3 protein-coding genes are annotated in these 3,692 nt (G+C 58.9%); all 3 read right to left on the bottom strand.

The window, feature by feature from the left end; genetic code table 11:
• On the bottom strand, window positions 1-662 hold a 662-nt coding region (truB, locus tag ACIONG_RS30025; RefSeq protein ID WP_401304607.1), incomplete at its 3' end, for a tRNA pseudouridine(55) synthase TruB.
• A 4-nt stretch (window positions 663-666) separates the two neighbouring features.
• Window positions 667-1,068, bottom strand: a complete 402-nt coding sequence (gene rbfA / locus ACIONG_RS30020) for a 30S ribosome-binding factor RbfA (protein ID WP_007915259.1) — start codon at window positions 1,066-1,068, stop codon at window positions 667-669.
• 159 nt (window positions 1,069-1,227) lie between these two features.
• On the bottom strand, window positions 1,228-3,692 hold a 2,465-nt coding region (gene infB, locus ACIONG_RS30015; protein ID WP_401304604.1), incomplete at its 5' end, for a translation initiation factor IF-2.

Raw genomic sequence — 3,692 nt, 5'->3', positions numbered from 1 at the left:
GCTTCCAGCTCTTCGAGGGTCACGGTCTGCGCCAGGGTGAAAGGCCCGGCCTGGGTACGGCGCAATTCTGCGACGTACGCACCACAACCGAGTTGCTCACCGATATCCTCCACCAGGGTGCGGATATAGGTGCCTTTGCTGCAATCCACCGCAAGTCGCGCAGTATCGCCTTCGAAGGCCAGTAATTCCAAGCGCGCAATAGTAACAGAACGCGGTTCACGCTCCACTACTTCACCTGCACGGGCCAGCTTGTACAGCGGCTGGCCATCACGCTTGAGCGCCGAGTACATCGGCGGTATCTGACTGATTTGGCCACGAAATTTCGGCAGGACTGCCTCGACATCGGAGCGACCAACGGTCACCGGGCGTTCCTGCAAAACCTCACCTTCGGCATCGGCCGTGGTAGTGGTCTTGCCCAGTTGCGCCAGGGTTTCATAAGCCTTGTCGGAATCGAGCAGATATTGCGAGAACTTGGTTGCCTCACCGAAGCACAGCGGCAGAACGCCGCTGGCCAGCGGATCGAGACTGCCGGTGTGACCGGCCTTTTCGGCGTTGAGCAGCCAGCGAACCTTCTGCAACGCGGCGTTGGAGGTGAACCCCAGCGGCTTGTCGAGCAGGATGATGCCACTGACGTTACGACGGATACGTTTGACCTGAGCCACCGAATTACTCCTTGGTGTCTTCAGGTTCAGCGGCCACCGGATGCTGATTGTCTTCAGCCACGGCGCGCTCGATCAGGGCCGACAGATGCGCACCACGCACGACGGATTCGTCGTAATGGAAGTGCAATTGCGGCACGCTGCGAAGCTTCATTTCGCGGGCCAGTTGCATACGCAGGAAACCTGCGGCGGCATTCAGTACCTTGATGCTTTGCGCGATGTCTTCGGCGTTGTCCTGCCCCATCACGGTGATGAAAATCTTCGCGTGACCGACGTCACGGCTGACTTCCACAGCGGTAATGGTGACCAGACCGACGCGTGGATCTTTGACTTCACGACGGATCAGTTGGGCCAGCTCGCGCTGCATCTGATCGCCGATACGTTGGGTACGGCTGTATTCTTTTGCCATGATTTGTTACCTGTTACTGCCCCACGGCGAAACCCGCAAGGTCTGAAAGCGGCAAACGCCCGGCCTGACAAAAGCCAGACCGGGCGTTGCGTTTAGAGTCCGGGTGATGCGCCACACATTGCAGTGCGGCCGACCATCACGGCTCCTGAAGTGCGCGAGTTAGAGGCTGCGAGCAACCTGAACCTTCTCGAAGACTTCGATCTTGTCACCGACTTTGACGTCGTTGTAGCTCTTCACGCCGATACCGCATTCCATGCCGGCACGTACTTCGGAAGCGTCATCCTTGAAGCGGCGCAGGGATTCCAGCTCGCCTTCGAAGATAACGATGTCTTCACGCAGTACACGGATCGGACGGTTACGGTGCACAACACCTTCGATCACCATGCAGCCTGCGATCGCGCCAAACTTCGGCGAACGGAACACGTCACGCACTTCGGCGATACCCAGGATGTTCTCGCGAACATCGCTGCCGAGCATACCGGTCAGGGCTTTCTTGACGTCTTCGATGATGTCGTAGATCACGTTGTAGTAACGCATATCCAGACCTTCCTGCTCGACGATCTTCCGTGCGCCAGCATCGGCACGCACGTTGAAGCCGAACAGTACAGCGTTGGAAGCCAGTGCCAGGTTGGCGTCGGATTCGGTGATACCACCGACACCGCCGCCGACTACGCGCACTTGCACTTCGTCGTTGCCCAGGCCATTCAGAGCGCCCTGCAGAGCTTCCAGCGAACCACGGACGTCGGATTTGAGGACGATGTTGAGCGTCTTCTTCTCTGCCTGACCCATGTTTTCGAAGATGTTTTCCAGCTTGCCGGCGTGAGCGCGAGCCAGTTTGACTTCGCGGAACTTGCCTTGACGGAACAGAGCCACTTCACGGGCTTTCTTCTCGTCGGCAACCACACTCATCTCATCGCCAGCGTCCGGGGTACCGTCCAGGCCGAGGATCTCGACAGGGATGGAAGGACCGGCTTCCTTGATCGGCTTGCCGTTCTCGTCGAGCATGGCGCGAACACGGCCATAGTTCGAACCGACCAGGACCATGTCGCCTTGGCGCAGGGTACCGTCTTGAACCAGAACGGTTGCAACCGGGCCACGACCTTTGTCGAGACGCGATTCCACCACAACACCACGGCCAGGAGCCGACGGGGTTGCTTTCAGTTCGAGAACTTCAGCTTGCAGCAGAACAGCCTCGAGCAGCTCGTCCACGCCAGTACCGACTTTCGCCGAAACCGGTACGAACGGCGTATCACCGCCCCACTCTTCCGAAGTCACGCCGTGAACCGACAGTTCGCTACGGATGCGATCGAGATCAGCGCCCGGCTTGTCGATCTTGTTCACTGCAACAACCAGTGGAACGCCAGCCGCAACAGCGTGCTGAACAGCTTCAATGGTCTGCGGCATAACGCCGTCGTCCGCTGCAACTACCAGGATCACGATGTCGGTCGCCTTGGCACCACGAGCACGCATTGCGGTAAACGCGGCGTGACCCGGGGTGTCGAGGAAGGTGACCATGCCGCGTTCGGTTTCAACGTGGTACGCACCGATGTGCTGGGTGATACCACCGGCTTCGCCAGCAGCTACCTTGGCGCGACGGATGTAGTCGAGCAGCGAGGTCTTACCGTGGTCAACGTGGCCCATTACGGTCACGACTGGAGCACGGGAGAACGACTCACCTTCAAACTTCAGGGACTCGGCCAGGGAATCTTCCAGAGCGGTGTCGCTGACCAGGGTCACTTTGTGGCCCAGTTCTTCGGCTACCAGCTGAGCAGTTTCCTGATCCAGCACCTGGTTGATGGTCGCTGGAGTACCCAGTTTGAACATGAACTTGATGATTTCAGCAGCCTTGACCGACATCTGATTGGCGAGATCGCCAACAGTGATGGTCTCGCCGATCTGCACATCACGCACGACAGGGCCGGTTGGGCTCTGGAAACCGTGGGCGTTACGCTTCTTCAGCTTGGCCTTGCCGCGACCACCACGACGGAAGCCATCGCTTTCTTCGTCGGTAGTACGTGGCGCGACACGTGGAGCTGGCGCTTTCTCTTTGACCGATGCGCGATGCGGAGCGTTTTTGCGCTCGCCATCACCACCGCCACTGCGACGATTGTTGTCGTCGGCACGTGGTTTGTCCGGACGGCGCTGTTCGTTCTGCTTGTTACGAACGTCAGCAGACGGTGCTGGAGCAGCGGCGATCGGTGCGCTTTCGCGTACTGGTTCGGCAGCTGCAGCCGGCGCAGCAACGGCGTCGCTGGAAGCGGTCTGCGCAGCAGCAGGCTGGCGGCGCGCTTCTTCTTCGGCGCGCTGCTTGGCTTCTTCTTCAGCCTTCTGACGGGCAGCATTTTCTACTGCGCGACGCTCATCCAGTTCACGCTTGCGTTCGGCTTCGATTTCTTCCGGGCTACGCTGTACGAAAACTTTCTTTTTGCGAACTTCTACGCTGATGCTTTTGCTACCAGCCACACGCAGGGTGCTGGTGGTTTTACGCTGCAGCGTGATCTTGCGTGGTTCTTCCACTTTCGCCTTGTGGCTGCTCTTCAAGTGAGTCAGCAGGGATTGCTTCTCACTGTCAGTCACATTTTCTTCGGCGGCGGTGTGCGGCTGACCTGCCTCTCGCATCTGCT

Origin of the sequence: Pseudomonas sp. NPDC087817 (assembly GCF_044742875.1) — a bacterium.
In the GTDB taxonomy this organism is placed as follows: domain Bacteria; phylum Pseudomonadota; class Gammaproteobacteria; order Pseudomonadales; family Pseudomonadaceae; genus Aquipseudomonas.
This window is presented reverse-complemented; position numbering and strand designations above follow the sequence as displayed.

Bases quoted from the DNA above. Each gene is read 5' to 3' on its own strand.
- rbfA (WP_007915259.1), bottom strand. From the start codon at position 1,068: ATGGCAAAAGAATACAGCCGTACCCAACGTATCGGCGATCAGATGCAG.